At 67.3% G+C, this 26,954-nt stretch carries 20 protein-coding genes and 3 pseudogenes; 7 read left to right on the top strand and 16 right to left on the bottom strand.

The window, feature by feature from the left end; all coding sequences use genetic code 11:
- The first annotated feature begins 117 nt into the window (after positions 1 to 117).
- Positions 118 to 1,278, top strand: coding sequence for an ISAs1 family transposase (locus OG332_RS36740; RefSeq protein ID WP_442816266.1), 1,161 nt, complete (start codon positions 118 to 120; stop codon positions 1,276 to 1,278).
- A 126-nt stretch (positions 1,279 to 1,404) separates the two neighbouring features.
- Here OG332_RS36740 and OG332_RS36745 read toward each other — a convergent pair whose 3' ends face one another.
- The 10 genes and pseudogenes from OG332_RS36745 to OG332_RS36790 all read right to left on the bottom strand — a co-directional run bounded on the left by OG332_RS36745 (position 1,405) and on the right by OG332_RS36790 (position 13,675).
- Positions 1,405 to 1,674: a hypothetical protein gene (locus tag OG332_RS36745; protein WP_327412651.1), complete on the bottom strand. Its 270-nt coding sequence runs from the start codon at positions 1,672 to 1,674 to the stop codon at positions 1,405 to 1,407.
- Positions 1,671 to 2,432, bottom strand: a pseudogene (locus OG332_RS36750) (ISAs1 family transposase); the annotation flags it as partial. The pseudogene OG332_RS36750 and the gene OG332_RS36745, both read right to left, overlap by 4 nt.
- 268 nt (positions 2,433 to 2,700) lie before the next feature.
- Positions 2,701 to 6,180 (bottom strand): carboxylic acid reductase, encoded by a 3,480-nt coding sequence (car, locus tag OG332_RS36755; RefSeq protein WP_327417482.1) that lies wholly within the window; start codon positions 6,178 to 6,180, stop codon positions 2,701 to 2,703.
- On the bottom strand, positions 6,177 to 6,380 hold the full coding sequence (locus OG332_RS36760) for a hypothetical protein (protein WP_327417483.1): 204 nt from the start codon (positions 6,378 to 6,380) through the stop codon (positions 6,177 to 6,179). The genes car and OG332_RS36760 overlap by 4 nt, the downstream gene beginning before the upstream one ends.
- Before the next feature lie 71 nt (positions 6,381 to 6,451).
- Positions 6,452 to 6,877 carry a hotdog fold thioesterase gene (locus OG332_RS36765; protein WP_327417484.1) on the bottom strand — a complete coding sequence of 142 codons (426 nt, stop codon included), beginning with the start codon at positions 6,875 to 6,877 and terminating at the stop codon, positions 6,452 to 6,454.
- 14 nt (positions 6,878 to 6,891) lie between these two features.
- Positions 6,892 to 8,055, bottom strand: coding sequence for a cytochrome P450 family protein (locus tag OG332_RS36770; RefSeq protein WP_327417485.1), 1,164 nt, complete (start codon positions 8,053 to 8,055; stop codon positions 6,892 to 6,894).
- A gap of 95 nt (positions 8,056 to 8,150) precedes the next feature.
- Positions 8,151 to 9,332, bottom strand: coding sequence for a cytochrome P450 (locus OG332_RS36775; protein WP_327417486.1), 1,182 nt, complete (start codon positions 9,330 to 9,332; stop codon positions 8,151 to 8,153).
- Positions 9,333 to 10,651: 1,319 nt separating this feature from the next.
- Complete coding sequence (locus OG332_RS36780) at positions 10,652 to 11,341, bottom strand: O-methyltransferase (RefSeq protein WP_327417487.1); 690 nt, start codon at positions 11,339 to 11,341, stop codon at positions 10,652 to 10,654.
- Entirely contained in the window at positions 11,338 to 12,177 is an 840-nt protein-coding gene (locus OG332_RS36785) for a hypothetical protein (protein WP_327417488.1), read from the bottom strand. The genes OG332_RS36780 and OG332_RS36785 overlap by 4 nt, the downstream gene beginning before the upstream one ends.
- Before the next feature lies 1 nt (position 12,178).
- Positions 12,179 to 13,675, bottom strand: a complete 1,497-nt coding sequence (locus OG332_RS36790) for an HAL/PAL/TAL family ammonia-lyase (RefSeq protein ID WP_327417489.1) — start codon at positions 13,673 to 13,675, stop codon at positions 12,179 to 12,181.
- A gap of 1,532 nt (positions 13,676 to 15,207) precedes the next feature.
- Here OG332_RS36790 and OG332_RS47965 point away from each other — a divergent pair.
- The 5 genes and pseudogenes from OG332_RS47965 to OG332_RS36810 form a co-directional block, all read left to right on the top strand.
- A pseudogene (locus tag OG332_RS47965) lies at positions 15,208 to 15,480 on the top strand (hypothetical protein); the annotation flags it as partial.
- Between the two features lie 186 nt (positions 15,481 to 15,666).
- Complete coding sequence (locus OG332_RS36795) at positions 15,667 to 15,861, top strand: hypothetical protein (protein WP_327417490.1); 195 nt, start codon at positions 15,667 to 15,669, stop codon at positions 15,859 to 15,861.
- Positions 15,862 to 16,731: 870 nt separating this feature from the next.
- On the top strand, positions 16,732 to 18,264 hold the full coding sequence (locus OG332_RS36800; protein WP_327417491.1) for an AMP-binding protein: 1,533 nt from the start codon (positions 16,732 to 16,734) through the stop codon (positions 18,262 to 18,264).
- Positions 18,261 to 19,235 carry an aldo/keto reductase gene (locus tag OG332_RS36805; protein ID WP_327417492.1) on the top strand — a complete coding sequence of 325 codons (975 nt, stop codon included), beginning with the start codon at positions 18,261 to 18,263 and terminating at the stop codon, positions 19,233 to 19,235. Before OG332_RS36800 ends, OG332_RS36805 begins: the two co-directional genes overlap by 4 nt.
- 408 nt (positions 19,236 to 19,643) lie before the next feature.
- Complete coding sequence (locus OG332_RS36810; protein ID WP_327411792.1) at positions 19,644 to 21,005, top strand: IS110 family transposase; 1,362 nt, start codon at positions 19,644 to 19,646, stop codon at positions 21,003 to 21,005.
- Between the two features lie 97 nt (positions 21,006 to 21,102).
- Here the strand turns inward: OG332_RS36810 and recD2 are convergent, their stop codons facing one another.
- Together recD2 and OG332_RS36820 are read right to left on the bottom strand one after the other, a co-directional pair.
- Positions 21,103 to 23,340 (bottom strand): SF1B family DNA helicase RecD2, encoded by a 2,238-nt coding sequence (gene recD2, locus OG332_RS36815; protein WP_327417493.1) that lies wholly within the window; start codon positions 23,338 to 23,340, stop codon positions 21,103 to 21,105.
- Positions 23,341 to 23,669: 329 nt separating this feature from the next.
- Positions 23,670 to 24,257 (bottom strand): annotated as a pseudogene (locus OG332_RS36820) (NF041680 family putative transposase); the annotation flags it as partial.
- A 76-nt stretch (positions 24,258 to 24,333) separates the two neighbouring features.
- On the opposite strand from OG332_RS36820, the gene OG332_RS36825 reads away from it, so the two are divergent.
- The gene (locus OG332_RS36825; protein ID WP_327417494.1) at positions 24,334 to 24,588 is read left to right on the top strand and encodes a hypothetical protein; all 255 of its coding nucleotides are present in this window, start codon (positions 24,334 to 24,336) and stop codon (positions 24,586 to 24,588) included.
- Here the strand turns inward: OG332_RS36825 and OG332_RS36830 are convergent.
- The 4 genes from OG332_RS36830 to OG332_RS36845 form a co-directional block, all read right to left on the bottom strand.
- Positions 24,585 to 25,082: a hypothetical protein gene (locus OG332_RS36830; protein ID WP_327417495.1), complete on the bottom strand. Its 498-nt coding sequence runs from the start codon at positions 25,080 to 25,082 to the stop codon at positions 24,585 to 24,587. The two genes, OG332_RS36825 and OG332_RS36830, sit on opposite strands and share 4 nt — an antisense overlap.
- 7 nt (positions 25,083 to 25,089) lie before the next feature.
- The gene (locus OG332_RS36835; RefSeq protein WP_327411458.1) at positions 25,090 to 25,986 is read right to left on the bottom strand and encodes an IS3 family transposase; all 897 of its coding nucleotides are present in this window, start codon (positions 25,984 to 25,986) and stop codon (positions 25,090 to 25,092) included.
- The gene (locus tag OG332_RS36840) at positions 25,983 to 26,291 is read right to left on the bottom strand and encodes a transposase (protein WP_327417496.1); all 309 of its coding nucleotides are present in this window, start codon (positions 26,289 to 26,291) and stop codon (positions 25,983 to 25,985) included. The genes OG332_RS36835 and OG332_RS36840 overlap by 4 nt, the downstream gene beginning before the upstream one ends.
- A 64-nt stretch (positions 26,292 to 26,355) precedes the next feature.
- On the bottom strand, positions 26,356 to 26,925 hold the full coding sequence (locus OG332_RS36845) for a transposase domain-containing protein (RefSeq protein WP_327417497.1): 570 nt from the start codon (positions 26,923 to 26,925) through the stop codon (positions 26,356 to 26,358).
- Between the last annotated feature and the right edge of the window lie 29 nt (positions 26,926 to 26,954).

Here is a 26,954-nt window from a genome sequence, read left to right on the forward strand (position 1 = left end):
CCTTGCTGGGAGGGTTCGTGACGAAATGTGGCAGGCACGGTCACCGGCGATCATGTGAGTGTCTACGTCCCATGATCCTGCTGGAAGACCGTGCCTGCCGTTGCCGAATCATCCCTCATGCCCGCCTCGCTTGACCAACTCGCCACCGCATCGTCTCTGTCGGTTGAGGAGTGCCCGGGCCTGTTGACCTGCCTTGCGACGGTGACGGACCCCCGTGACCCACGGGGCCGGCTTCACCCCCTGGTCGGCGTGCTCGCCATCTGCGCCGCTGCGGTCCTGACCGGCGCGACCTCTCTGCTGGCGATCAGTGAGTGGGCGGCTGACGCCTCGCAGTCGGTCCTGGCCCGGCTCGGTGCCCGCTGCGACCCCTTCACCGGCCAACACCACGCCCCTGGTGAGGCCACCATCCGCCGGGTACTCGCCCAGGTCGACGGTGACGTACTCGACCGAGCCGTCGGCAGCTGGCTGTCCGCCCGATGCCCGCAACCCAGCGAGCGGTTGCTGCGGGCGATCGCGGTGGACGGCAAATCCCTGCGCGGCGCCGCCCGCGCGCACGACCGGAAGATCCACCTGCTGGCGGCCGTCGACCACGCCACTTCCGCCGTCCTGGGCCAGGTCGACGTTGAGACAAAGACGAATGAAATCACCTGCTACCAGCCACTACTGGATGCCATCGACCTGACCGGAGCGGTCGTGACCAGCGACGCGATGCATACCCAACGCGAGCACGCCGAGTACCTGGGAGGCCGGGGCGCCCACTACATCGTCATCGTCAAGGGAAACCAGAAGAAGCTCCGCAAGCAGATGAAGTCCCTTCCCTGGAAGCAGATCCCACTCCAGAACCGCACCGTCGGGACCGGCCACGGCCGCAGCGAGATCCGCCGGATCAAGGTCTGCACTGTCGCCGGCCTGCTCTTCCCCGGCGCCGCCCAGGCCATCGAACTCAAGCGGCGCCGAGTCAACCGCAAGACCGGCAAGGTCAGCACCAAGACCGTGTACGCGGTCACCAGCCTGACCGCCGAGCAGGCCAATCCGGCCCAGCTCGCGTCCTTGATCCGCGGCCACTGGTCGGTAGAGGCGCTCCATCACGTGAGGGACACGACCTTTGCCGAGGACGCCTCACAGCTGCGGACCGGCAACGCGCCCCGCGCCATGGCCACCTGGCGCAACCTCGCCATCGGAGCCCTTCGCCTGGCCGGTCTCCGCAGCATCGCCACAGCTCTCAGAGGAAACGCCCGCGACGCCACCCGGCCCCTGCGAATCCTGGCCATTCCGTGATCAAAAAACGGTCATACCTGCTTCATGCCGGAGCCCTGATCACGCACCAACCGAACCACGCAGCCGGAATTGAGCAACAGAGTCCAGGGCTGATTCAAAGTCCAGATGATCATGTTGGGTTGCTGGTCAGGCCGGGTCGAGGAGGTCCAGTGGGCGTGTGAAGGGGGCGTAGGAGGTTTCCCGCAGGCCGGCGGCGATGCTGCGGTGGCCCGCGTCCCGCAGGGTGGTGATGGCGAAGTTCCGCAGCGTGGCCATGTTCTCCGGTCCGTGCCCGGCCCGGATCTTCGAAGCGTCCTCGGTGAACGTCACGTCCCTGACATGGTGCAGGGCCTCGATTTCCCATTGCGACCTGGCCAGCCGGCCGATGGCCTGTGGCGACGCCTCACGGGCCGTCATGTCGGTGATCGCGTAGACAGTCTGCCGGGTGACCGTGCCGGTCTTGATGTGTCGGTGCGGTGCCGCAGGATCTTCGCCGCCTGGACCGCGTGTGGGAAGTCCAGGCCCAGATCGGTGACCGTAAGCGTGCGGACCGAGCGTGTTTCGCGCCGGCCGTGTCCGGCCTCGCGGTCGTAGCGGCGGGAGGTCACTTCCTTCCACGGCAGCGCACGCAGCGCGGCGGCCAGACCCGGCTGGTTTCCCTTGACGATCAGCAGGCAGTGCGCCTTCTTCGCCTCCACCAGCCACTTCGCGTGTTCGCGGTGCGTGTGCAGGGCGTCGGCGGTGACGACCACGCCGGTCAGGCCGAACGGTGCCAGCAGGCGTGTAAAGCCGGTGACCTCGGTGGTCTTGTCCGGTACCCGCAGCTGGCTGACGGTGCGTCCACCGGACACGACGGCCGAGGGCAGGTGGGCGGCCGGAGCGGTATCCATGCGCGAGCCGCGCACGGTCTTGCCGTCCACCGCAACTGATGCGGCCCCCGCAGGGTCGCATCCGAGCAGGTCGGCCAGGGCGCCGGGGCATACCAGGGTCAGCACGCGGCGGAGAGTGGAGGCGGAGGGGGCGCGACGCACTGCGAACGGCCCGCCCGGACGGATGCCGAGGCGTTCGAGGGTGTCCTGGGGAGCGTGGCGGGCCCACTGGCCCACGGCCAGGTAGGAGCGGGCGCCGGCCAGGACCGCGCTGGCCGCGGTTGGCAGGACGGAGACCAGGGTGTGGCGCCGTCCGCGTCAATCACGGGGGTCGGCCAGATGACAGAGCCGCTCAGCCGGTGCGGGGATGGCGCGGTGTTGACGGGACAGCGTCTTGGTCAGACAGACGATGGCAGACTGACGACACATCGAGGCTCCGGTTGTACAGGGCGACTTGGGAAGGTCACCCTTCAACCGGAGCCTCTTTGCCTGCGTAGCGGCCGCCTCCCGCATCGTCATACGTCCGTGACCAGCCGCTTCTCGTCAAGACCACGACTTTGAATCAGCCCTGCATTCAAATCAGGTTCAGCAGGCGTAGATCGGCGACGTACTTGCGGATGAGAGAAATCGAGAGGTTGGGAATCTCCCTGTCGGTACCGATCCCGGCCGCCCTCACCGCAGCACGGAACCGGTCGGCGGGAAGACCGCACCCGCGGACGGCCTCACCGGGCTCGGCGAACACGTGCAGCAGCGGCAGCAACGAACGACGTCCTTGCTTCTGCGGCAGCGCGAGGATCGTGGTTTCCAGGCGCGTCAACCACTTCTCATAGTCGTCGATCCGTTCGATAGGGCAATCCGCCTCGATCAGCCAGTCGACGAAGACATCCAGCGAGATGCCGTCGTCGTGAGGGTTGAGGGCGTTGAACGTCTGGTACCCCTTCGCAGTCTGCTCGCCCAGCGTGGCAACGGCTTCCGCGACGAAGTCCACCGGGAGCCCGTCATAGTGGGCACCGCCGGATCGGTAGAACGAACGCGGGGCGGTGCCAGTAGCGAGGACGCTGATCAGCAGTCGGGTGAACATGTCGGGCACGTTCAGCTGCCCGGCGTACCGAGTGTGAGCGAGGATCATGCTGGGCCTGAAGGTGACCACGGGCAGTCCACACTTCTCGTGAGCTTCGCGCAGGAGAACCTCGCCGGCCCACTTACTCGTCGTGTAGCCGTTGGCGTAACTCTGGTCGAGCTGCCGGACCGGGCTGGACACGCGGATGTCTGCGTCCTCGTCGGCGGTCGAGGACTGCGAGGAGACTACGGCGAAGGTCGAGAGGTACGTGAACGGCTTGAGGCGCCGCGTGATCGCCAGCCGGATCAACTCGGCAGTGCCAACAACGTTGGATCCGAACAGCTGGTCGTACGGCAGGACGTGGTTGACCAGGGCCGCCGGGTGGACGATCATGTCGACGGTGTCGGCCAGGCGCTGCCAGGTCGGGCCGTCAAGCCCAAGGGCAGGCTCCGCGATGTCCCCGGCGAGAACCTCCAGACGGTCTGCGGCCAGGCGCCGGAAGCGCCGGATCAGCTCCGGATCACCGCTGTCGAACACGTCCTCGAGTCGCTTTCGCGCCTGGTCCGCAGATCCGCCCCGGACCAGACAGAGCACCTTGCCCCCGGTCACCTCCATCCGGGCCAGCCACTCCAGACACAAGAACCGGCCGAGATATCCGGTCGCGCCGGTCATGAGAACGGTGTGTGCGGGACCGCTCGGGCGCGGCAGCGTCGCGGCATCGGTGAGCGTCTTCGCGTCGATCAGCTTCTCCAGCGTGAGGTCACTGGCGCGGGCCTGCGAACGACCAGCACCGTGGACGGTCGTGAACGTGCGCGGCTTCGCCCCGGACTCCAGTGCGCTCTCTATGTGGTTCGCCAGCCGCTGGAAGTCGTTGGCGGGATTGATGACGACGCCAACCGGCACCTCGATGCCGAAGGTCTCCCCGAGCAGCCGGGAAAAGACCAGTGCGGACAGCGAATCGCCTCCCAGCTCAGTGAAACGCCCCTCGGGGGAGGCCGGATGACCTAGCAGTGCCTGCGCCGTCCGCACGACAGTATCGAAGACCGGCCCCCGACGACCGGCAAGCCGCAGCTCGTGCAGCTCGCGCGCTTCCTGTTCGGCCAACTCGTGGTACATCCGCTCCAGCCGCGCGCCGTAGTGGGCCAAGAGCCTGGGGCGAAGCGGCTTGCGGAGTTCGGAAAGCAGGCGGTTCTCCGTGCTGAAAGGTGTGGTCTCGACCAGGAAGTCGCGTGGACTCTCATAGGAGTTCAAGTCAGCGTCCCGCGCAATCTGCCGCAGCGACCGACTGATCGACGACTTGAGGTCCTCGCCGGTGGTGGCCGCGCGCTCGACCGCCTCCGGGGTCGCGACGACCACCGCGAGCGGGTACGACCGTTCGCTGCTGCAATGGATGAAGATCTGCTGGATCAACGGGCTTCCGGCGAAGAGCATCTCCAGCCGCGAGACGGCAACGAACTTGCCGTGCGCCAGCTTCAGGACGTTGTTGCGGCGATCGACGTAGAGCAGTTCGTTCGGTCTGGTCTCGGCCATGATGTCGCCGGTCCGGTAGTAACCGTCCTCATCGAAGAGCTTCGCCGTGAGCTCCGGCCGCTTGTAATACCCCGGAATCAGGGTTTCGGACCTGACTAGCAGCTCTCCCCGTGGATATGGGGTGTCCGTGCGGAAGTAGCCGAGCTCGGGGACGTCGACGAGCTTGTAGTCGAGCACCGGTGGCCGCGAAATCCGCCGGTCGTACATTATCCGGCCGGTCTCCGTCGAACCGTAGCCGTCGCGCAGCGGAACCCCCAGGCATGACTGGACGAACTCCGCCGTCTCTGCGGACAGCGGTGCGGACGCACTCGCCGCCCGTACGATGCGGCCACCGAGGACCCTGTCCCGCAGCTCGGCCTTCGCCTCCGCCTCGGCCACGGCCCGGTCCTGACGGACTCGGCGGTGGAGTTCGCTCTGGTACAGCTGCAGAAGGACGTCGCAGACGCGCGGAACCAGCAGCAACTCTGTCGGGCGGACCAGCGCAACGTCCTCGAGGAGCGTCGAAAGGTCGCTCTTCGCCGTGAAGTAGCCGGTGCCGCCGCAGATCAGGGTTTCCATCAGCAGCGCGCGGCCCACCGCGTGAGTCATCGGCAGATAGTTGATCCCGATGATGGGTAGGCCTCGCGCATACGGCCAGAATTCCGTCCACAGTGTCCTGATCAGCTTGTGGGTGAACATGGCCCCCTTGGGGGTGCCGGTGCTGCCGGAGGTGTAGAGCAGGGTCGCCAGCCGGTCGTCGTCCGGCGTGGCCTCGAAGTCGGGAGCGGGCGGCAGGAGCGATCCGCGCTCGATCACGTCGGTCAGCAAGTCGAGGACGATCGGGCTGCCCGACTCCGTCAGGCGACGGCGTGCCGCCTCGAGTTTCTCCCGCTGGTCGTCGATCTCTCCGCAGTAGTCGAAGACGAGGAGCCGACGCAGCGAGGTGCTCTCCGCCGCCGCGTCGAGGGCGGTGTCCAGCAGTTCGATGCTGGACGCGAGGATGCGCGGTTCGGTCTCCGCGATGATCGGTTTCAGCTGGGCGGCCGGCGCGCTGGACTGCAACGCGACAGAGATCGCTCCGGCCCGGACACAAGCCAGGTCGATCGTCGTGAAGTCGCAGCTGGTGAAGCCCAGGATGCAGACGAACTCCCCCACACGCAAAGAGTTATGGTGCCACTCGCGGGTGACCGCGCCGACTCGATCCCACAGCTCGCCGTAGCTGGTCGTCTCGAACCTCGGGAGCAGACGCAGCGAGCAGCGCCCGGTTGCCGGGTCGACGACCACTTCCGTGGCGCGTTCCCCCAGCGCCGGCCTGTCCGCGTAGCCCGCCATGGCCGTGGCCAGGATCTTCGTGAACGCCATCCCGGGCTGCCGCTGTGCCACGGTGACCGGCTCGAGCGGTTCGGCATTCCGGAACTGGACGTCATCGGCGTACAGCTCTGCGACACGGCGCTCCAGCGGGCCGTCAAGGCCGTCGATCTTCATATCCTGTGCTCCGGGTAGGTGATCGGCGTGGCGGAAACCTCGTCCAGCCACCACCGGACTTCTTCGGGCAGTTCCACGGACCCCGAGGCGTGGGACTCGGACAGCTTCCCGGCTGTCTGCGCGCCGGCGAGCGCGGCCACCACCCGTGGCCGGCCGCGGGTCCAGCTCAGCGCGACCACCGCCAGCTCCCGCGCAGACACGAGAACCTCGTGCACGAGGAGGTACCCAAGCCGACCCGGGACACCTCCCCCGCCGGAGTGTTTGCGCTTCTTCACCCTTCTCCGCCCTTGGCGCGCAACGCGCAGCTCAGTCGGGCGGTGCAGATACGGGCACCCCGTTCGTCGGTGATCACGATCTCGAAGGTTGACAACGTGCGACCCAGGTGTAGAGGTGTCACTACGGCGGTGACCAAACCCTCGAACACGCCGCGGTGGTGCGAGCAGGACAGCTCGAGGCCCAGGGCGACGCGGTCTTGGTCCGCCGCGTGTCTGGCTGCGGCGACCGAGCCGAGCGTCTCGGCGAGTACCGCGCTGGCGCCGCCGTGCAGCCGTCCCGACGCCTGCTGGTTGCCGACGACCGGCATGGTTCCCACCAGGCGGTCCCGGTTCGGCTCGGTGATCCGGATGCCCATCCGGACCGCCAGCTGGTCGAGCTTCGGATGGGGCTGCGGGTCGGCCTCGTGTTGGGGTTGGTTCATGTCACCGGACCTTCTCACTGCAGGACGACCGGAAGCGCGTCCAGTCGGCGCATGAACTTTCCCGGCCGCCAGCGCGCCTGCTCGGGCGGATCGATCAGCCGCGTGCCGGGGAACCGCTGGAAAAGCGTCCGCAACGCCGTTGCTGCTTCGATCTTGCCGAGTTCGGAACCCAGGCAGCGGTGGACACCGTGTCCGAAGCCCAGGTGTCCGGTCGTGTTTCGTTCGATGTCGAAGACGTCCGGCTCGCCGAACCGCGCCGGGTCGCGGTTGGCCGCGGCCAGGGAGATGAGCAGCAGTTCGCCAGCCGGAATCGTCACGCCGTCGAGCTCCACCGCGGCCGTGGTGTAGCGCGGTGGGACGAACCGGAACGGCGACTCGTACCGCACGATTTCGTCAACGCAGTCGGTGAAGAGCTCGGGATCGGTAAGCACCTTCGCCAGCTCGCCGGGATTCGTCAGCAGGGCGAACGCGCCATTTCCAATCGCGCTGGACGGTTCCATCCCGCCGACCATCAGCAGGATGTAGGTCGAGATCAGCTCGTCCTCGGTCATCTTCGCGTCTTCGTGAAGATGCAGCAGCCGGGTACTCAGGTCGTCACCCGGCCGTTCGCGCTTGGCCGTCGCGAGGTTCGTAGCGAAGACGTGTAATTCCCCAACCGCCTTCTCGATCTCGCTGATGATCGGCGAAGTGATCATCTCGCTTTCGCTTGCGGCCAGCATGTTCTGCTCGTTGGGCGGGATACCGAGCAGCTCGCAGATGATCGTGCCCGCGATGGGACGGGCGAACGCCGCGGCGAGGTCGACCGGCTCACCGACCGGCAGTGTGTCCGCGAGCTCATTGGCCAGTCTCTCGACCCTGGGCTGCAGCTGGGCCAGTCTGACCGGGGTGAACACGTTGCCGACCAGGCTGCGCAGCCTGTGATGGTTCTCACCGTCGCGGTCGAAGAAGCTGCGGCGGGACCCATGCGGGAGATGCGCTCTCGGTACTTGGCGGACGATGCAGTGCGAGTTGATCGCGTGCCGGTTCTCGACGAGGTCCCGCAGGACCGTGGGATCGGCCAGGACCTTGCGGACGTCGTGGTACCGAGTGATTGCCCACATCCGGTACCCGTTGTTCTCGATCGCGAACGCCGGCGTGGCCTCCCGTATCTCGGCCAGCATGCCGTACGGGTCGGCCATCAGGTCCGTCATCCTGATGCGGCCCAGGATCTCGGGGACTCCGTCCTGCTGCTTAGGTTCCATCTCTACCTCTCATGTGTTCAAGGACTGGCGGGTCACCAGCGGACCGGCATCGTGCAGGGTCCACGCATCACCTGGTTCTTCCAGGTGATCTCCCCGGCCAGCCGGAGGCCGGGAAGCAAGCGCAGGACGGCGGCGAGGGATTCCTGCAGTTCGACGCGAGCGAGCGACATCCCCACGCAGTGGTGCGGGCCGTGTCCGAAGGCCAGATGGCGGTTGCGTCCCCGGTCGAGGGAGAACTCGCCCGGGGCTTCGAACAACGTGCTGTCCCTGTTGCTCGCGCCCAACGACACGATCACGGGCTCGCCCTCGGCGACGACGGTCTCGCCGACCACTGTGTCCGCCAGCGCGTACCGCGGCATCGTTCCGGCACCGGCCATCAGCGGTACGAACCTGAGCAGTTCCTCCACCGCAGCCGGAATCCTCTCCGGCCGGGTGGCCAGCTCATCCCACAGGTTCGGTCGTCCCAGGAGGAAGTGAACGAAGTTGGGGATCTGGGTGGAGGTGGCTTCGTAGCCGGCGAACAGGAGCGTGATCGCCACCTGCACCAGTTCATCTTCGGACAGCCGTTCGTCCCGGTCCCGCGCCGTGAGGAGGTCGGTCAGGAGGTCGTCGGCCGGATCGGCACGCCGGGCGGCCGTCAGGCCCGCAACGTAGGCATGCAGCTCCCGGGAGCGCGCGGCCATCTCCGGTGCGGGCAGCACGCTGGTCGACAAGTGCGCGTCACTCCAGGCACGGAACCGCCCGCGATCCTCCTCCGGAATTCCGAGCAGGTCGGAGATGACGCCCAGGGTGAGCGGCAGAGCGAACTGCTCGACCAAGTCCGCTGGCCCGCCGTCGGCCTTCATGTCGTCGATGAGCTTCTCGGCGAGTGCGCGAACCCGCGGCCGCAGCCCCTCGATTCGGCGCATGCTGAACGCCTTGGAGATCAAGGAGCGTAGCCGGGTGTGGTCCGGCGGATCGATCGCGAGCAGACCCGCGTCGTTGGGCGAGTCCGACTGGCGTGGGATGTCCCGCCCGTTCGCGGCGGCCCGGCTGAAGCGTGGATCGCCAAGGACGAACCGCGCCTGCTCGTAGTCAATGACCAGCCAGGCGGGCTTGCCGAACGGAAGCCGCACCCTGGGCAGCATCCGCGAGCCGCGCAGCTGGTCGTACTTCTCCGACACGGCAAGGGATCGGCAGTCGTTGAAAGGGTAGTTCAGCGGGGAGTCGGCCATGAGCACTCCGTAAGTTGTTAGGTGGCCCGAGAGGGTCGGATTTGTCTATATGGGTCCTTGGCCTTCAGTGGCTTCCTGGAGTGGTCGTCCGGCTCTTCGGGGCACCCTTGCTGCTGATTGAGATGTGCGCTCGGCCGCTGACTACGGAGATGACAGCGGGGTCGCGTGTCCTGCACCCCGGACTACCGACCGGGGTCCGTGGGCTCCATCGGGGTGATCCTGCCAGGCACCGAAGTCCCGTTCGCCGATCCGGAGAGCGGCGACGAGCTGTCACCCGGCCAGGGTTCGGCAGCCGGTCAACAGCACCTGCGCGCCCTCGTGGGCGGATTGCTCGAAGGCCTTCTCCAGGGTGGGGAGTTCCGCGCACAGCCTGCCATTCGGCCCGAGGAACACCCGCCTCGGTCATGTCGAAGTCCTGCACGACGGGAACCCGTTCGCCGGGCACAGCTGGTCGTGGCCGCCCCGACCAGCGGGCCGCCGCCGCCCGACACGATCAGGCGCAGACAGAGGAGTTCCGGAAGAGACGGCCGGCCGACGGGTTCGGCAAGCCGGAAGCAGGCTGCGGTGATGACGGGGGTGCCGCCGACCCGCAGCAGCGGGTCATGGCCATCTACATGCCCCAGATGTGCCGCAGCGGGCCGACCCGCGCTCCCGCTTCCCCGCCGCCGATGCGGTGGACAGTCGCGATCTGGGCCAGTACAGCCGTTGGGTTGTGATGAGCCACGACGACCTTCTTCGGCAGTGCCTGAGTGCCGCTGGAAGGACATCAACACCGTGCGACGGTCGCCACCCGGAGCGAACCCGGTCGCTTCCCGCGACGCGATCGCCTGGGACCACGGCACTGAATCCTCCCAATGCGGTCCTATGCGGACCATGCCTTTGGCCATCCGGAGTGGGGCGGGCCCAAGCGCGCCTTCGGCGACGAGGGCCGCCGAGTGGAACCCGGTCAGCTCCGCCTCCCAACCCGCTTCGTTATCAAAGGGGTCGAGGTACAGCACGCCCCCTCCCGCCGCGAGCAGGCCGTGATGGGCGATGACGAAATCGACGCTGGTTTCGGTCATGCCAGCGGCCTCCTGACCCAAGCCGCTGCCACGTAAATGCGCGGCCAGCCGCTGCACCGCCGAAGTCAGTGCCTGGTGGATCCACTCGCGTGGCCAGCTGCCGCGGGACCGGTCTCCGACAGGGAGCCGGTCCACCATCGATGCCGCTCCGCCACGTACGTACTCGGCCAATCCCACGTCGCCGGGATCGTCGAGGGAAGGCTCGGAACCTCTATCCGGTTCGGCTCGTACGCAGCTCAGCTGGGAAGTCATGCCAGGTCAGGACTTCTTGCGGGCAATGGTGAGTCCGTCGGCGATGGTCAGCAGCACCGACTCGACCCGGTCGTCAGCCAAGACGTGCGCGTTGAACTCTCGGATGGCCTTGGCGTTGCCCACGGCACCTGGGGAGACGGCCTCGCCGGAGTAGAGAACGTTGTCGGCCAGCAGCAGGCCGCCCGGCCGGATCCGTGGCACCAGCAGCTCCCAGTAGTCGACATAGCTGACCTTGTCCGCGTCGATGAAGACCAAGTCGATGATCGGCTCGGCGGACAGTGCGCGCAGGGTGTCAGCGGCCGGCCCCAGCTCCAGGGTGATCCTGTCGGCCACCCCCGCCTCCGCCCACGCCTCCCGCGCGATCGCCGTCCACTCGTCGGACAGGTCGCAGGTCACCACCTGTCCTCCGGGTTCGAGTCCGGCCGCCAGCGCGAGCGTCGAATAGCCGGTGAAGGTGCCGACTTCGACGATCGTCCGGGCCCCGATCGACCGGGCCAGCAGGGTGAGGAACTTGCCCTGTTCCGGAGGAATCTGCATCTCGAACGACTGGCCCAGCGCACGCGTCTGCTCGATCAGCCGGCGCTGGACCGCCGACAACGGCTCGACCTGCTGCTGGACGTAGTCGATGAGTTCGGGGGTGACCGGCACGGCTTTCATCGTGTCCGCCGGGAGTACTGCCTGCTCTGACTCGGTCATACCGCACAGCCCTTCGTGATGAGTTCACTGGTGGTGCTGGAGAGGCGCTCGAACCGACCGCGCAGTTCGAGCTGGAAGCGGTCGAGGTCGTCCCGCCCGTACCGGGTGGTGACCGGGTGCGCGGTCAGATCGGCGAGGATCAGGTCGATACGATCGAGTAGCTGGTCGACGAACTCGCACGCACAGGTGGTGACCCGCCGCGTGCTGAAGAACGCGTCGAAGAGGTCGCGCTCGGCGTCGGTGGTGAGACCGCTGCCCCGGCCGGAGTCGCGCAGCAGCGAGCTTCCGCCGGGCACCAGGCGTTTGGCGACCAACACGTGAACCAGTCTGTTGAACTTGACGGCCCCATTGAGTCGCGAGCGGGGTTCGCCTTGCAGGGGATGACCGAGCAGTAACCGCACCAGCTCGTAGTCCCGGGACCAGGTTCCGCTGAACGCCGGGTGGCACGACATCATGCGTGGCCGGATGGCGTCGGCGTACACCTGTGGTGTGCAGGACCCCGAGTAGAGCAATAGCGCGGAGTACGCATCGAACAGTTCGGCGGTGAGGTCGGCGTCCCCGGCCGCCTCGGACAGAGACCGGCAGATCAACCGCCACACCCCGAAGGACACATGGTGGCCGAGCAGCCAGCGGTACCATGCGTGCGCTTCGTCGTCCGTCTTCGTGCCCAGCTCGAACCGGGGAGCGGGAATTCCCGCGCGGCCTTCCTGGCCTCGGCACGAGAAGCCGTCGCAGGGGGCTAACGGCGTCTCGGCCATGGGCAGTCGCAAGACTGCCAGATCTCTCACCCGGCCGCCATCAGACGGCGCCGGACTCTGCACGATCGCGTCGGTCATGTCAGCGCTCCCCGACGGCCCGGTCCAGCACGTCTGCGGCGGCGCGGACGTCGGCATCCAACGGGCGGTCGTGCAAAATCGGCTCGACCACGTCTGCCAGGGCCGCGACCAGTTCAGCGCACCGCGGGGCCGACGCCCCCCCAGGCTTGAGGTGTGCCGCCTGCCGAAGCCCGACAGCCAGGCTGCCGTGCAGCAACCGTAGCGACTTCGCCTGGTCCAGCGCGGTCAGGGCAGCCTGCGTGCCGAACGGCACGATGTCCTGATTGTGCAGGTTCGTCGGGATGCTCTGCATGCTCGCCGGAACGCACAGGCGGCGCATGGCGACGACTGTCGCGGTCGCGGCGAGCTGGACGCCTTGGACCGCGTGATGTTCACCGGCCAGCGGGGAGAGCATGGGTGGCAGGCCGGCGTTGCGGTTCGGATCCACCAGCAGGTCCAACTGGCGTTCGGCGAGGTTGCCGAGCTGCGTGGCGACGATCGAGAGCAGGTCTGCGGCAAACGCGGTGGGCTGGCCGAAAAAGTTGCCACCGTGGGCGACCAGATCCTCGTCGGCGAAGAACAACGGGTTGTCGCTGACGCCTTCGATCTCGCGCCGCACGACCTGGTCGGCCCAGTCCATCGCCGAACGAGCCGCCCCTAGCAACTGCGGTGTGCACCGCACACTGTACGGCTCCTGGAGCGAGCGGGTATCCGACGGCACACTGCCCTCGAGCCAGCCCGACAACTGCTGCCCGACCTGCGTGGTTTCCGGATGCCCGAAGGCCGACAGAAGCCGCGGGGACAGGAATGCCGGCGCCGCGCCGAGCAGGTCGGTGAGCAGCGCGCTCAGGGCGATGGCGACCTCATGCGAACGCCTCAGCGACGCCATGGCCAGCCCGCCAGCCGCGCTGGTAACCGAGGTCCCGTTGACCAGCGACAGTGCGTCCCGGCCGGTGAAGGTGAGAGACGTCAGGCCGACTTCAGCCAGCGCCCGCGCCGCAGGCATCCGCACGCCGTTGGCATAGGCATGACCGACTCCGCGCAAGCTCTGCGCGACGTAGGCCAGCGGCACCAAGTCACCGCTGGCACCAACCGACCCCACCATCGGAACCGCCGGGGTGAAGGTGGTTCCTAGAGCCGCGCACAACGCTTCGATGGCTGCGGGCGAGATGCCGGAGAGGCCGCGCGAGAGCGACCGGACGCGGACCAGCATGGCTGCCCGCACGACCGGCAGGGGCATGTCAGGGCCCTGACCTGCGGTGAGGTGCTGCAAGGCGTTGTCACACTGGTCTTCCTGCGCCGTCCGGCCGTGGAAGTCCACCAGCGGACCGAACCCGGTCGTCGCCCCATACACCGGCCGCCCGCCTTCGGCCAGAATCTTCTGGACGAAGGCGTGACCACGCTCCACCTGCGCAGTCGTTTTGTCGGCGGCCCGCACCTCGATGGGGCGCGCAGCGCGCTCGAGCATCCCCAGGGTGAGCATTGCGTCAGGATTTTGAACATTGAGCACAATAGGCATATTCGCCCTCATTCCTTGCTGTTAGTAGGCATTCTCGAAGTCGAACGCTGCTCAACTGTCCGGGCGGCTTCTGAAGGAACTTGGTCGGGCGGTGAATTGGGCATGGCGTGTGAGGTGGGGTCGGTCTCGGGGACGGGACGGCCGTGGTGTGTACGGGTGGCTTCCCGGCCCTCTGTGTTGCGGCGTCCGGGACGGAGGGGCCTACGTTTGGGCAGGAACCGTTCCGTGTTCGTGGGAATGGCGCCGATTTCGCGACAGGTTGAGCGGAGCTGGTACGGGGTCGAACATCGCCGTACTCGGAGGTGGTCCGGTCGAGGAGTACGACGGGCATCTGGTTCCTGTGCGTGGGGGCGTGGTGGTCTTTGCCACGCTGTCCGGCGGAGGTACCGCTGCCCGTGCGTACGGTGTGGACCGGTTCATCGGCTGGCGGCGTCGAGACGTGGTCGGCAGTACCTGCTTGTGTTGTGGCTGGGTGGCCCCGGCTCTCGTCACAGCACTAGGTCTTCGCTGTTTGAGGTGTGCAGTGCCTCACCGTGGTCCGGGCTCGATGCGGTCGGCGCCGACTCGGACCCTCGCGCCGCCTGTCACCATCGCCTGGCGGCGTGGCCCGGAGGACGGCCACGTCAAGCTCGACCGGATCGAGGCTGTGGCTGCTCGCGAGCCGGGGAATGCGTGACGGTGTTCAAAGCCGCCGGACCGGCCTTCAGCCCGCGCCCGAGCGGATCCGTCCAGAGCACGAAGAGACAGCCGGGAAAAGCCATTACCGCGATGTACGCAGGGGATCAGTGGGCTCCCGCGGCTACCCTCTGCGACAGGTGCAGATACGCCGGGGAAGGGTGCGAGCACTGTGTCCGCGCCAAGGTGCCCGAGGTGATCGACGGCCGAACAAAGAGCTGTCGAATTCTCTCTGCGAAGGCCGTTCTTCTCTAAAGGTCCAGACGTCACTCAGACTCCCTCGTCAGCGTCCACTTCACGGTCCTCTCCGGCGGTTTGAAGAACCCCTCGCCTGAGCCCTTGGCGTCCACAGCACGCACTCTCGATCGATCGACAGCACCTGCTTGAGGTCCTTTGTATAAGAAGTCAATCGGTGAGGACCAGGCCGTTCGGGGCTTGGATCATGTCTGATACGACCCGTCTTCGAACCGCGTTTCGACAGGTGAGACGAGCGCAGCGCCCGAGTGTTGTGTTTACCCAGTCCGAAAGCTCGTGGCGGGCGAGGGTTTGGTGCCCGATCGGTAGCCGATCAATAGAGAAGAAGGGGTGGATCGTTGCGGGTCTGCAGGGACTTGATTCCATGAAAGGGCCGAGTCTGGAACGCCCCCCGTGTCCTGCTGATCTGCGTAAACGAGCGGTCCGTATGGTCGCCTAGGTTCTCAGCGACTACCCGACCGAGACAGTCACGTCGCTCATCAGGTGCTACCTCCTTGATCGGGAGTTACGCCGTTGGCTGGTTCTTCCAGGGCAGGCCATCGCCTCCGCCAGCTCACCCTCCCTCCGAAAATCTTGGAAAAGCCGTTGACCGTAAAGACCCTGTCCTGGTCGCCGTGCTCCGCAGTCGCCCCACTGTCACCTTGACACTCGGGGCCGGACTGATGAGCCGCACAGGCAACGTGCCGAGCTACCACGCCGGGAGGGCCAAGCCTCTGGCTTTCGCTGGGCCTGAACTCGCCAGAATCCCCATCCTCCACAGGACACGCCCACCCCGCACACTCGAAGCCTTGCACCGCGTGACCGAGCAGGACGACAACGAGACCAACCCCGGCAGTGGTCAAATGAGGGCTCCTGAAACACTGCCAGTTCGTTGACGATCACCAGCGCGGTTTCGGCAGCACGCGACTGTGCTCGTTGCTGGGCATCTCTCGCTCGAGCTTCCCCGCTGGCACCGCACCTCGCCCGCCCGAACTGCCCGGTTGGCCGCCGGGGCCGAGCTCGCGACCCCGATACACAAGGTTCAGCAGGACTCCGACGGCACCTACAGTGCCCCGAGGGTCATGCTGACCATCGGACTTGGAGGCGTCCGCCTGCGGCGCCGGCACCGCACCACGGACCCGGCAAAGGGGCCGGACCTGTTCGGCCGCGAGTTCACCGCGACCCCTGTGCCCGTGAAGTTCGTCGGCGACATCAGATACCTGCCGGTCAGAGGCTCGAAGTCGCTCTACCTCGTGACCGTCATCGACCTCGCCTGACGACGGCTGCCGGGTGGGCCATCACCGACCACGTGCGCACCTAGATCGTCACCGGCGCCCTGACAGCAGCCGACCGGACCCGCGGGAGCCTGACCGGAGCGGTGACCCACTCCGATTCACGGATCGCAATGCACGAGCAAGCCCTTCACTGATATCTGCAGGTCCACAGGGGCCGGCAGAACATGGCGCGGTCGGGTCCAGGGCAGACAATTCCGCTGCGGACGCTCAAAGGCCGAAAGGCTGGCCAGCCGAGGGTGAAGCGCGACTCGCCACCTTCCGCTGGCTGACCCGATACAACACCCGGCGCCAGCACTCCCGCCTCGGCCAGCGATCTCCGATCGCCTACGAGAAGGCCTCCGACCAACAGCAACCACTCCGGCTCGAGACGCATAGACGTGTTCAGAATACGGCGACAAAGCAGCCGCATCGAAAGATCGAGATTGACGCCATTGCCACAGATGTGCCATCTCAGATGACCCGCTGCACGATTGAGCGTCTACTTTTCTAGCCTGCGCTCAATTGAGCATCCCCCTGGCCCGGTTGGCGCGAATTTTTCGCGTCCGAAGGATCGTCCTAGGGGTTAGTCAGGTATAGGATTTGACGATACGTGTGGCCCTCGCTGCTCGCCCTGCGGGGGAGCTCACTCTTTACGTCGTGACTTTTTTGTTGTAGATACGAACGCTCTGGCGAACTGGCGGCCGGGAAAGGTCACGCGGCGACTCGACACGCTACGGGTGATCCTCAAGTAGCCGCGCATTCTAGTCGTCGGAGCCCCGCCTCCGTCCACGCCTCTCGGTCATTTCCCCATCGAGCGAATTGGCTTCTCACGTGAACTCTTCTGTACCGACTGCGAACTGTGTCGCTGACTATGTGTGGAACACCGCCGACCGGGCCGCCAACCGGGACCGCATCGCGCTCGTGGAGGACGCCACCGGCCGTACGTACACATATGCCGCTCTGAGGAGGGCGATCGATCAGACGGCATTGTGGTTGAGCCGCCGTGGCCTGCGGCCTGGCGACGCCGTGGCGTTGGCTGCTGGCAACAGTTACGAGATGATCGCCGCCTACCACGGCATCCTGGCTGCGGGCGGCCTGGTTCTGTCGCTCGACCCGCTCGGCACGCCAGATGAATGGAGTCGGGCGCTGCGGACCGCGGGGCCCCGCAGCGCGATCCTCGCCAAGGATGTGTGGCAGAAGCTCCGGGGGCTGCACGCTGCGGCACACCTCACCGCAGTCATGACGATCGACGCGGAGTCCGCCGAAGACGATCGAGTCGACGCATCAGTGACGCGCTGGAGCGACATCCTCGTCGATGCCAGCCCCCCGATCCGGTGGCAGGCACGGTCGTGGGACCAGCCGGCTTTGGCGATCAGCTCCAGCGGAACGGAGGGCTTGCCGAAGCAGGTGCTCCTGACCCACAGCAACCTCGTGGTGAACCTGGCTCAGATCAATGTGCTGCACCGGCTTCAAGAGACGGACGTCGTGCTCGGCATGACGCCGTTCCGACACATCTACGGCATGCAGATGGCCATGAACCCCACCTTGCGAGCGGGAGGAACGCTGGTCACCGTGTCCACCCCCTTCTCCGCCGCTGATTTCATCCGGGTCGTCGAACAACACCGGGTGACCGTTGCCTACGTCGTCCCGACGACCATCGCTGAACTGTTCCGGTGTGCCGACGCCGCCGGCCCGGCGTTGGCCAGCCTGCGGCTGATCTTCTCCGGCGGAGCGCCGCTGGACCCCGTTCTCGCGGAGGACTGCGCGGCCCGGTTCGGCGTCACGATCGCGCAGGGCTACGGGATGACCGAGCTGGGATGCGCGTGCATCACGCCCGACGGCAATCCGGGGCCCTCCGGATCCGTAGGCGTGCCCCTGCCGGGATGCGAGGTGCGCGTCGTCGATGCTCACACCGGGCTCGAGGCGGCTCCGGGCTCGGAGGGCGAGGTCATCGTGCGCGGTCCGCAGGTCTCGCCCGGATACCTGGGCGATCCTCAGGCCACTGCGAAGCTGCTCGACAAGGACGGCTGGCTACGGACCGGCGATCTGGCCACCCGACATCCGAGCGGTCACCTCACCATCACCGGGCGACTCAAGCAGCTGATCAAGTACAAGGGTCACCAGATAGCTCCAGCGGAGTTGGAAGCCGTGCTGCTGACCCATCCGAACGTGCGGGACGCAGCCGTGGTCGGGGAGCCGGACGACGTAGCCGGTGAGCTGCCGAAGGCATATGTGGTGCTCCGCAGCGACGTGCCGCTGGAATCGCTGCAGTCGTACGTGGCCAGCCGGGTGGCCCCGTACAAGAAGATCCGCCTGATTGAGCAGATGGACGTCATTCCCCGGTCGGCGATGGGCAAGGTGCTGACGGCGGAACTCGCTGCGGCGGCCAGAGAGGGAGAAAAGTGAACAAGCGCGTTCTCGCACAAACGGGAATAGAGGTCTCCCCGATTGGTCTGGGCACATCGACCTGGGGTCATGGCACGAACGAGGAGGCGGCGGCCGGCCAGCTGCTGGAGTTCGTCCGCGCGGGGGGCACGCTGCTGGACACCGCCAACATCTACGGTTCCGGCCAAAGCGAGCTGATCATCGGCAAGTTGCTGGGCACCACGGTCGCACGGCGCGACATCATCCTGGCCACCAAGGCAGGGATGGTGGGCGCACGTCCGCCCTACACGGTGGACGCCTCCGCGAAGGGGCTGCTGGCCGAGTTGGACCGGTCGCTGAGCAGGATGGGCGTCGACTACGTAGACCTCTGGCAGATGCACGTATGGGACGACAAGACGCCGATCGAGGAAACCGTGTCCGCGTTGCGAAAGGCGGTGACGAGCGGACGGGCCCGCGCTGTCGGGGTATGCAACTACTCGGGCTGGCAGACCGCAAGTGCCGCGACCATCGGGCGGCTGTCGGGCGAGCCGCTGCTCGCGTCAGCCGAGGTCGAATACTCACTCGTGCAGCGCGGAATCGAGCGTGAGGTCGTCCCCGCTGCCGAGAAGTTCGGCATCGGGCTGCTGCCGTGGGCACCGCTGGGTCGTGGTGTGCTCACTGGTAAGTACCGAGACGGTGTACCTCCCGGCAAGGAGAAGAGCTCGCTGTACCGGTGGTACGTGGAACCGATGGTGCGCAGCAGGCGGGCCCAGCAAATCGTCGAAGTGACCGCTGAGTACGCCCAGAACCTCGGGGTCTCGCCTGGGGTGCTGGCGCTGAGCTGGGTGCGAGACCGTCCCTTGGTCGTGGCGCCCCTGGTCGGCGCCCGTACCGTCGAACAACTGAAGGAGTCGCTGGGCGCGTTCGGCTTCTCACTTCCTCCAGAGGTTCGTGCGCACTTGGACGAACTATCCGCTCCGCGGCTGGGGTACCCGGAGCGGATTGCGGTATAGCCACTGCCGACCGAAGGTCTCCCCGCAGACATAGCTTCACGATCGAGGCCTTGAAGGAGGTGAGGACTGTCGCCGAGGCTGCGGTGCCCCTACCCGCCCTTCTCAATCGATCTTGGGACATCTATGACGAACAGGGTCCTTGGTCGGGTGATCCTCTGGGACCGGCTTCACGATCTATAGGAGTCAGCCGTTCACCTGCGGTTGACGCCTCGCGAGCGTGAAAATCGGTACGGGGGCTGTCCGCCGACGCCGCTTGATGTTTGGGCTGTGAGCCCGCATAGGAGTCTGGTGAGGGAGCCGTCCGAGGGGCCGCACACTGTCGTCTCGAGCACGCCGTTCAGCTTCTCTGTCTCCCCTCAGGCTTCCCGGGCAGCCCCCGCCCGCACCTTGCGCAAGGGGAGGAAGACGATGGAGGAGTCCAGGGAGGACCACGACGACGGAAGTGTTGCCCGGGTCGCGGCGATCGACATCGCCAAGGCGTCCGGGATGGTGTGTCTGCGCGTCCCGCACGACACCATTGAAGGCCGGCGCGTCCAGCAGGTCTGGACGGTCGCGTCCACCACGAACGCGATCCTCGAGCTCGGCGACCGGCTGGTCTGCCAGGGTGTCCAGCGGGTGGTGATGGAGGCGACGGGCTCGTACTGGCGGCCCTTCTTCTACCTCTTGGAGGCCCGTGGCCTGGAATGTTGGCTGGTCAACGCCCGCGATGTGAAGAACGTCCCGGGCCGGCCGAAGACCGACAAGCTGGACGCGGTCTGGCTGGCCAAGCTCGCCGAACGCGGCATGGTCCGCGCTTCGTTCGTACCGCCCAAGCCGGTCCGGCAGCTACGGGACCTCACCCGCACCCGCACGGTCTTCATCCAGGAACGCACCCGGCACAAGCACCGGGTGGACAAGGCCCTGCAGGACGCGCAGATCAAGCTGTCCGACGTTGTCTCGGACCTCTTCGGCCTCTCCGGCCGGGCCATGCTCGACGCCCTGGCCGCCGGTGAACGCAACCCCCGAGCTCTGGCGGATCTCGCCAAGGGGAGCCTGGTGAAGAAGAAGCCGGCCCTGGCCGAGGCACTCACCGGGCAGTTCGAAGAACATCACGGCCGCCTGCTGGGAGTGTTGCTGGGCACCATCGACCACCTCACCGCGCAGGTCCGGGAACTCGACCGGCTGATCGCCGACCTCATGGAACAGACCAGGGCCCCGCACGACGGCACCGGAACCGGACCGCCCCGCACAGACGACACCAGCACGTCGTCAGCCCGTGACGCTGTGACCGCGCGGGAACTGGCCGAGCGTCTGGACGCGGTCCCCGGCATCGGACCGGCCACCGCCCAGATCATCCTCGCCGAGATCGGCTTGGACATGAGCCGCTTCCCCACCCCCGAGCACCTGGTCTCCTGGGCGAAGCTGTGCCCCCGCACGATCCAGTCCGGAGCGAAGAACACCACCGGCCCAGCCGGCAAAGGCAACCCCTGGCTCAAGGGCGCCCTCGGCGAGGCCGCCAACGCCGCCGCCCGCACCGACACCTTCCTCGGCGCCCGCTACCGCAGGATCGTCAAACGCCGCGGCCACGCCAAAGCCCTCGTCGCCGTCGCCCGCTCGATACTCGTCATCACCTGGCACCTGATCAACGACCCCGACGCCCGCTACCAGGAACTCGGCGCCGACTGGCACCAGCGACATCTCAACCCCGCCCGCAAGACCCGCGACCTCGTCCGCCAGCTCCAGGCCCTCGGCCACCAGGTCACCCTCGCCGCCCCCACTACTGCGGCCTGACCGCACTCCTCGTTCCCGACGTCCGTCCCGCTCCGCGGAACGGACGCTGCCGCCTGCCCGGCTGAGGTTCGATTTTCCGTTCAGCTTCAACGTCAAGTTAAGACCGCACGGGCCCTCCCACTGGTATGCGTCCCGAGAGCCGGGCGGCTACGGCCGTGTACCTCCTGCCTGCGGAAACGGTACGCACCGCCTGGCCGAGGGCCTTGCGGGACCCGACGAGGACGACGAGTTTCTTCGCCCTGGTGACCGCCGTGTAGAGCAAGTTCCGCTGGAGCATCATCCAAGCACCCGTCGTGACCGGGATCACGACGGCCGGATATTCACTCCCCTGGGACCGGTGGATGGTGACGGCGTAGGCGTGGGCCAGCTCGTCGAGCTCGGCGAACTCATAGGCCACCTCTTCGTCTTCGTCCGTGCGCACCGTCAGGCGCTGTTCGTCCAGGTCCAGGCCGGTGACCACGCCGACGGTGCCGTTGAAGACGCCGTTGGCGCCCTTCTCGTAGTTGTTCCGGATCTGGGTGACCTTGTCGCCCACCCGGAAGACCCGGCCGCCGAACCGCTTCTCGGGCAGGTTCGGCCGGGCCGGGGTGATGGCCTGCTGGAGCAGACCGTTGAGGTTCCCGGCGCCGGCCGGGCCCCGGTGCATGGGCGCGAGGACCTGGATGTCGCGCCGCGGGTCGAGTCCGAATCTGGCCGGAATACGTCGGGCGGCGACGTCGACGGCCAGCTTCCCGGCCTCCTCGGTGTCCTCCTCGGGGAAGAGGAAGAAGTCGGGCAGCCCGTCGGTGATCGGCGGCAGCCCGGTGTTGATCCGGTGGGCGTTGGTGACCACGCCCGACTGCTGGGCCTGCCGGAAGATCGTGGTCAGCCGGACCGCGGGAACCGGACCGCCCTCGGCGAGCAGGTCCCGCAGCACCTCTCCGGCGCCGACCGAGGGCAGCTGGTCCACGTCCCCGACCAGCAGCAGGTGCGCGCCCGGCGCCACGGCCTTGACCAGCTTGTTGGCCAGCAGCAGGTCCAGCATCGAGGCCTCGTCCACGACGACCAGGTCCGCGTCCAGCGGCCGCTCCCGGTCGTACGCCGCGTCCCCGCCCGGCTTGAGCTCCAGGAGCCGGTGCACGGTGGAGGCCTCCGCCCCCGTGAGCTCGGCCAGCCGCTTCGCCGCCCGGCCGGTGGGGGCGGCGAGCACCACCTTGGCCTTCTTGGCGCGGGCCAGCTCCACGATCGAGCGGACGGTGAAGGACTTGCCGCAGCCCGGCCCGCCGGTGAGGACCGCGACCCGGCGGGTGAGGGCCAGCCTGACCGCGTCCCGCTGCCCGGGGGCGAGGGAGGCCCCGGTCCGGCCGGCGAGCCAGCCCAGGGCCTTGTCCCAGTCCACGTCCCGGAACGCCGGCATCCGGTCCTCTTCGGCGTGCAGGAGCCTGCGTACCTGGCCGACCAGGGACAGCTCGGCGCGGTGGAACGGCACCAGGTACACGGCGGTGAGGGGGTCCGGGCCGCCCTGCGGGTCCGGCACCGGTTCCCGTACGACGCCTTCCGGGTCGGCGGCGAGCTCGGCCAGGCAGTCGATGACCAGCCCGGTGTCCACCTGGAGCAGCTTGACCCCGTCGGCGATGAGCCGCTCCTCGGGCAGGAAGCAGTGCCCCTGGTCGGTGGACTGGGACAGGGCGTACTGGAGGCCGGCCTTCACCCGCTCGGGGCTGTCGTGCGGGATGCCGACGGCCTGGGCGATCCGGTCGGCGGTGAGGAAGCCGATGCCCCAGACGTCGGCGGCGAGCCGGTAGGGCTGGTTCTTCACCACCGAGATGGAGGCATCGCCGTACTTCTTGTAGATGCGGACGGCGATGGAGGTGGAGACGCCGACGCCCTGGAGGAAGACCATGACCTCCTTGATGGCCTTCTGCTCCTCCCAGGCGGCGCCGATCAGCTTCGTCCGCTTGGGGCCGAGGCCGGGCACCTCGATCAGCCGCTTCGGCTCGTCCTCGATGACGTCGAGGGTGGCGGTGCCGAAGTGCTCCACGATCCGGTCGGCGATCTTCGGTCCGATGCCTTTGATCAGACCGGACCCGAGGTAGCGGCGGATGCCCTGGATGGTCGCGGGCAGGATCGTGGAGTAGTTCTCCACGGTGAACTGCTTGCCGTACTGCGGGTGGGAGCCCCAGCGGCCTTCCATGCGCAGCGATTCGCCGGGCTGGGCGCCGAGGAGGGATCCAACGACCGTGAGCAGGTCGCCGGCGCCGCGGCCGGTGTCGACCCGGGCGACCGTGTATCCGCTCTCCTCGTTGGCGTAGGTGATGCGCTCGAGCACCCCCTCGACCACCGTCATGTTGGACATGCCCCAAAGTTACCGTGTGCCTCTGACATCACTCCGACCGGAGTGCAGGTTGCACGGGCACCTTTCAGCAGGCGGAGTGGGGCAAGGGGCGCCCCCGCGAGGGCCCGTCCTCGCCGTTCACGCTGCACGGGTTGCCGGGTCGCGACTGCGCTTGGCCCGGCGGAAGGCATGGTCCGTGGCTGGTGCGGGCATTCGCCGGGGTCGGAGCGCTGGCACTTCGCCGTCGCTCTGGTCGCGCTCGCCGATGCCGCATAGGCGGTCGCGGCCGCCCATCGGGCGGCCTCAGCTTGGCGTTTGTCCTGCGCGGGCTTGGTGTTCCTTGATCGACTCGGCGCGTTTGATCGTTTGCCGACGTTGTGGTGCCTGGCCTGGTGCTTGTTCTTCGAGCCCGGAGGCCGTCCAGGGCCGGGGCGGGACGGTTTCGGCGCGGCTGCCGGGCGGGCCGCGGTCGTACGGACGTTGCGAAACCCCCGCCTGACCCGGGCGGGGGTGAGGCAATGGGGTTCGGTTCGTGGTTCCCAGGGCCGCCTGAGGTCTTCGGCGAGGGGCCGGGCGAGGCAGAGCTGGGTGTGGGCGGCGATGATCAGCCAGGTCCACAGGTCGGCGGTGTCGGCGTGGCGGATCTTCGGTGCGGTCCAGCCGAGGGTCTGTTTCATCAGCCGGAAGGTGTGCTCCAGGTCGAAGCGGCGGAGGAAAGCCTGCCACCACCGGTCCACGTCCACCGACGTGGCCGAGGTGGCGGAGCACCACAGCCAGACCGGCTTCGGGTCGCGGTCACCCGGCAGGTACTCCACCTTCAGTCGCATCAATGTGCCGTGCAGGACGGGCAGTTCTTCTTCCGCGTGCTCCAGCCAGGGGCCGCGATGGGTGAGCCGGCGATGCATCCGGTCCCAGGCCATCGTCTCCGCCTTGCCGTAGCGGGCGGGTCACCGGCGAGCGCCTCGACCTGGACGACCCTGCGCGGTACCAGCGGGCGACCCGGCCACGTACGACATGATCGCGTCCGGGGACACCCTGGGCATCTTCCAGCTGGAGAGTCCCGGGCAGCGCGAGTTGGTCCAGAATCTGCGGCCGCGTTCCTTCGGCGACCTACAGGCCCTGACACCCCACCTCCGTGCCCGCCGGTACTCGCCAGCGGGCACAGAGCTTGGAGAATCACCCGCCGGTAGATTCCATGCGAAAATGCCAACGGCTTCCGACGAGCGGCCCACCCGTAGGCCGCCTGCCAGCCCTACAGGAGAAAATTAGTGGGGGTGGCTGGCCGCGAGGTCGTTGAGAGCCCCGTTGACGACCCACCATGAGACGTTGAGGGTGTCGCGGTCAGGCTTGTGCTCCTCTCGGAACTCTCGGTGGGGGTGGACGAAGTTGCGGTAGTCGCACAACGTGTGGCTGTAGCTCTTGGTGTCCGCGTCGATCCATCGTGTCTGTGTGCAGATGTCGATCAGCTCCGCGAGGTTGATGCGTTTGAGGTCCCGTCCGCTCAGCAGTGAAGCGTCGCGTTCCTGAATGACCGTGAGGAGAACGCCTTCGAGTAGGGAACCGAGCATGATGACGGCCGCGATGTGGGCTCCGTTGGCGAAGCACGTGCGGGCTTCGTCGAGGCGGCGTTGCAGGAGTTGCGCCATACGCTCATCGGCGATGACGTCGGCCATGGTGGCCTTCAGTTCGACGGGGGCCTGCTCCCCGGGGTGTCCGAGTGAGGGGTCGCAGGCAACCTGAAGTTTCCCCGTGATCTTGGACACGGTGTTGTTACGCTGCGAGGGCCTGGTCTTGCCGGTATCGCAGGCGGGTTTCGTGGGGTGTGAGGTAGCCCCAGTGGATGTGCTTGCGTAGGCGGCGTCTGTTGTAGAAGGTCTCGATGAAGTCGAAGATGTCGGCGCGGGCGGTGGCCCGGTCGGGCCAGAAGCGGGTGCCGATCTCTTCTTTCAGGACGGCCCAGAAGCTCTCCGCGGCGGCGTTATCGAAGCAGCTCCCGGTCCGGCCCATACTTTGCCGGTGCCCCAACTTGCTGATTTTTGTGCGGAGTTGACCGGAGGTGTATTCCGATCCGCGGTCACTGTGGATCACACAGCCGGGTTCCAGGCGGCCCAGCGCGGCTGCCATGTCCAGCGCGTCGACGACGAGGTCGGCGCGGTGGTGGTCGGCCATCGAGTACCCGATCACCTCGCGCGTGGCCAGGTCCAGCCACGAGGCGAGGTAGAGCCAGCCCTCGGCGGTGGGGATGTAGGTGATGTCCCCGACGATTTTCGTTCCGGGACGGATGGCGGTGAAGTCCCGGCCGATCAGGTCCGGCGACGGGGCGGCCTTGGTGTCGGCCTTGGTCAGGCCGCGGCGTCCGGTGCGCCGGCTGTTCCCGGCGATGCCGTTCTCCCGCATGACCCGTGCCACCCGCTTACGGTTGACCACCCGGCCCTGCCGGCGCAGTTCGGCGGTGACGCGCGGGACGCCGTAGTTCCGCCGGGAGGCGATGTAGATCACCGTGATCTCGTGTGCCAGGGTCTCATCCGCCCGTCGCCTGGCTTCGCGGGCCTCGGCTCCGGCCACCCACGCGTAGTACGTGGACCGGGCGGTCTTCATCACCGTGCACAGCAGCACGATCGTGTAGTTCGCCTTCTCCGCGTGGATGAACCGGCATATCGTGCTCACCGGTCGCTCTCCTTCGCGAAGAAGGAGGTCGCTTTTTTCAGGATCTCGATCGTCTTCGCCTGCTCTACGGTCAGCTTCCGCAGCCGCTTCAGTTCCTCGTCCCGGTCGTCGGCGGCCCGCACGGCGCCGGGTCCCGATCCGTTGTCCTGGGCGGCCCGGGCCTTCTTCACCCAGCCCCGCAGGGACTCCGAGCTGATCCCGAGTTCCCGGGCGACCTCGGTCACCGTCCGGCCCGACGACCGCACGAGCTCGATCGCGTCCCGCTTGTACTCGTCCGAGTACCGCTTCGTGTACTTGCTTCCCACCTGGCACTACTTCCTCTGGAACCTCAGATCCCAGTCTCCAGGTGTCCACGATCAAGGGGAAGCTTCAGGCGGCCGGGCCGAACACGGCCCCGATCACCGATCGGGTCCCGCATGCCACCAGCGCGGCCAGCCGCAGTTGCGGGTAGCCCGAGATCCCGTTGCCGAGCCGCTGCCGGGTGAACACCGCGAGGTTGGCCGGACAGTCCGGGACCGACAGCAGGGTGCCGTCGACCGCCACGACCCTCAGACCCCGCCACCACCCAGCCGCCGCGGTCGTGGCCGCAGGGCCCCTGACCAGGTCGAACAAGGCTTTCATCGGTGCTGGTCCCAGCCGCTGGCGGGCCTGTCGTAACGCGCTGCCGCTGGGCCGGGCCAGTGCCAGGCCCGCCAGCCCGGCACACAGCCGGTCGAAGACCTGCCGGTAGCCCAGCCCGGTGAACAGCGCTCCGGCCAGCAGGACGTAGACCGTGACCCGTGCCGGCACCAGCCGGACCCTGCGCTGTACCGCACCGGTCTGCGCCAGCACCTCATCGACCATCTCGAACGGCACGATCTGGGTCAGCTCGCCGATATGCCCTGGCGCGAACACCCCGGCCGCTACCCCGCCCGGCCTTGTTATGGCAGCCTGTTCCAACAGCGGAGCTCCTGTGGTGAGGATGTCTT

It is taken from the genome of Streptomyces sp. NBC_01233 (genome assembly GCF_035989305.1).
Taxonomy (GTDB): domain Bacteria; phylum Actinomycetota; class Actinomycetes; order Streptomycetales; family Streptomycetaceae; genus Streptomyces.

What these genes read in the sequence shown, in the direction of transcription:
- OG332_RS36740 (WP_442816266.1), top strand. Translation starts at nt 118, where the DNA reads ATGCCCGCCTCGCTTGACCAACTCGCCACCGCATCGTCTCTGTCGGTT.
- OG332_RS36745 (WP_327412651.1), bottom strand. Translation starts at nt 1,674, where the DNA reads ATGACGGCCCGTGAGGCGTCGCCACAGGCCATCGGCCGGCTGGCCAGG.
- car (WP_327417482.1), bottom strand. Translation starts at nt 6,180, where the DNA reads ATGAAGATCGACGGCCTTGACGGCCCGCTGGAGCGCCGTGTCGCAGAG.
- OG332_RS36765 (WP_327417484.1), bottom strand. Translation starts at nt 6,877, where the DNA reads ATGAACCAACCCCAACACGAGGCCGACCCGCAGCCCCATCCGAAGCTC.
- OG332_RS36770 (WP_327417485.1), bottom strand. Translation starts at nt 8,055, where the DNA reads ATGGCCGACCCGTACGGCATGCTGGCCGAGATACGGGAGGCCACGCCG.
- OG332_RS36775 (WP_327417486.1), bottom strand. Translation starts at nt 9,332, where the DNA reads ATGGCCGACTCCCCGCTGAACTACCCTTTCAACGACTGCCGATCCCTT.
- OG332_RS36780 (WP_327417487.1), bottom strand. Translation starts at nt 11,341, where the DNA reads ATGACCGAGTCAGAGCAGGCAGTACTCCCGGCGGACACGATGAAAGCC.
- OG332_RS36785 (WP_327417488.1), bottom strand. Translation starts at nt 12,177, where the DNA reads ATGACCGACGCGATCGTGCAGAGTCCGGCGCCGTCTGATGGCGGCCGG.
- OG332_RS36790 (WP_327417489.1), bottom strand. Translation starts at nt 13,675, where the DNA reads ATGCCTATTGTGCTCAATGTTCAAAATCCTGACGCAATGCTCACCCTG.
- OG332_RS36795 (WP_327417490.1), top strand. Translation starts at nt 15,667, where the DNA reads ATGCTGACCATCGGACTTGGAGGCGTCCGCCTGCGGCGCCGGCACCGC.
- OG332_RS36810 (WP_327411792.1), top strand. Translation starts at nt 19,644, where the DNA reads ATGGAGGAGTCCAGGGAGGACCACGACGACGGAAGTGTTGCCCGGGTC.
- recD2 (WP_327417493.1), bottom strand. Translation starts at nt 23,340, where the DNA reads ATGTCCAACATGACGGTGGTCGAGGGGGTGCTCGAGCGCATCACCTAC.
- OG332_RS36825 (WP_327417494.1), top strand. Translation starts at nt 24,334, where the DNA reads ATGATCGCGTCCGGGGACACCCTGGGCATCTTCCAGCTGGAGAGTCCC.